The following is a 2184-nucleotide window of genomic DNA, read 5'->3' on the forward strand; positions in this document are numbered from 1 at the left end:
ACCAATAAAGGAAGAGTATCTACTCTCTGGATATCTTGAAGAGACAAACGAACCATATGCGCTTGCAAAGATATCTGGACTGAAGATGTGTCAGTACTTCAACAAACAGTATGGCACGAATTTTATAAGCGTGATGCCCACGAATCTATATGGTCCAAACGACAATTTCGATCTAAATACAAGTCATGTGTTACCTGCTCTGATCCGAAAGTTTCACGAAGCAAAGATAAACGATGCTCCTTATGTCAAAGTATGGGGAACGGGTTCTCCAAGAAGAGAGTTCCTGTATGTGGATGATCTCGCAGACGCCTGCCTCTTTCTAATGAAGAATTATTCAGGAAATGACTTCTTCAACGTTGGAACAGGAGAAGACGTAACAATAAAAGAACTAGCAGAGCTTATTGGCGAAGTAGTAGGCTACAGTGGAGAACTCAGGTTCGATACCTCCAAACCAGACGGAACACCAAGGAAACTGCTGGATGTATCTAGGATTCATGAAGCTGGATGGAGTCATAAGACAAAGCTGCTGAACGGACTAAAGAGAACTTGTGAGTGGTTTAGCAAAACTCCCCATTAATTGACTAAGATAATCGTCGAATTGATTTTCGAGAGCCAGTTCCTATCATTGATAGTAACAGCTTGAGTTACTTTCTATTGAACGTCTATTAGTACCTATCCAGGAATTCAGTAGGAATAGGATCTCAATAATTATCATTTGCCAGAAGAGTTCCGAAAAACTCAGAGCTTCACCTGATAATGCCCTTCACTAATTTTGCTAATTGCATTGTTGACTTCAAAGAATGAAGAGTAATGAGTCGTTTCTCATCCCCGTAATCGGATCCAGTCACTTGGAAACATACCAGAGAAATCAAGGTCTTTGTTCACCATTCTTTCAGGAGCAATTACAGTCTTGTTTGAGTTTCTGTTTAGCCAAGCAGCCCACCAGCTGAAGGTACTGTTTGATATGATGTTATGTTTGCAGAGGCTCATAAGCTGCATATCTCTGAAACTACTAGAGCCCAAGTTCCAGTCAATTACTGTGAAGTGAGCATTAGTAAAGCTGTTCTTGGCCCATTCAGGATCGTCGCAAAAAACATAGAAGACTGGTTCAATCACCCTATTTTTGATAGTATGAATTGCTCGAAGATAGTATTGATCATTGCATATGTCTCCGAACAATCTCAAATTGCTGCCTCTTAGAAAGTCTCCTCTCCTAAAGTGAACGCTTACGGATTCTGTTTCAGCGACTTCGACGGCTAAACGTTTGTTCTTGTCAGAACTGAAAGCGGGGAAAGTGAAATCATTTCTTAAATCTTCTGTACAAGGATCAAGATACTGTGTGTTCTGCCAGTAGCCCTTTAAGTAACACTCGTTCCCTTTCAAAACATCTGGGTCATAAGAAAATGGTACTTTCTCTTCGAAGTACACTCGTGATTTCTTGAATAGCTTCCAAAAGATTTTTGTTGGGCTTAGTCCTTTCCCACCAGTTAACTTTGAAATGAGGTCTTGATTAGCATGAACAATATCCAAATCAAACAATTTTTCAAGCTCAAATCCATTATGCATTGGCGTTGTCGAGTACTGAGTGCAGTCAGCTTTCACTTCCTTATTATGCTTTTTAAGAAAGCAGTAGAGACAATATTGGAACATTTGGTTACCTAGTCCTCCGCCAAACCAAACCACATGCACAGTCACACCACCCGGTTCCTGATAAAGACAACTCACTCACAGAATCAGCTCTAGCATGGAGTATATTGATGTTGCTTCTTACGAGCTCTTGAAGAACCAAAGAATGTCAAGCAACCAAAGCCGATTGTCCCTCTATACCCATGAATATCAGTTAGCAGTTTCATTCATCAGTTGATTTCAGAGAGCGGCTTCATCGAGCTGAAGTCATAGGATTCTAAATGATGCAGAACAATTGTTTAGGAATAATCTTGGCGTGAGTTCCAGCTCGTTTCGCCATTTACTTCTATGAGAATAATATCATGAGTGAGCATAGCACTGAGTCTATCGAGCAACGGTCACCGAGTATTATTTAGGGCTTCCTGAAAAACTACTCCTTCTTCCTGTTAAAGAGGTCGTCATATTCAAGAGAGTAGTAGTTGACTCACAATATGTGGATTTTGACCAGGAACACCCTCGAAATTGCTCCGAATTCCTCCGATTTCTCCCCAGAATAGC

Annotated in this window: 2 protein-coding genes; one reads left to right on the top strand and one right to left on the bottom strand. The window is 40.7% G+C overall.

Annotated elements, in window-relative coordinates; translation table 11 throughout:
* The coding region (locus tag ENN47_02185) for an NAD-dependent epimerase/dehydratase family protein (protein HDP76997.1) at nt 1–577 on the top strand (577 nt) is incomplete at its 5' end.
* A 245-nt stretch (nt 578–822) separates the two neighbouring features.
* On the opposite strand, the gene ENN47_02190 is transcribed toward ENN47_02185, so the two are convergent.
* Complete coding sequence (locus tag ENN47_02190; protein HDP76998.1) at nt 823–1650, bottom strand: alpha-1,2-fucosyltransferase; 828 nt, start codon at nt 1648–1650, stop codon at nt 823–825.
* Nucleotides 1651–2184 lie beyond the last annotated feature (534 nt).

The organism is Mesotoga infera (assembly GCA_011045915.1).
GTDB lineage: Bacteria > Thermotogota > Thermotogae > Petrotogales > Kosmotogaceae > Mesotoga > Mesotoga infera_D.

Bases quoted from the DNA above. Each gene is read 5' to 3' on its own strand.
- ENN47_02190 (HDP76998.1), bottom strand. From the start codon at position 1,650: ATGTTCCAATATTGTCTCTACTGCTTTCTTAAAAAGCATAATAAGGAA.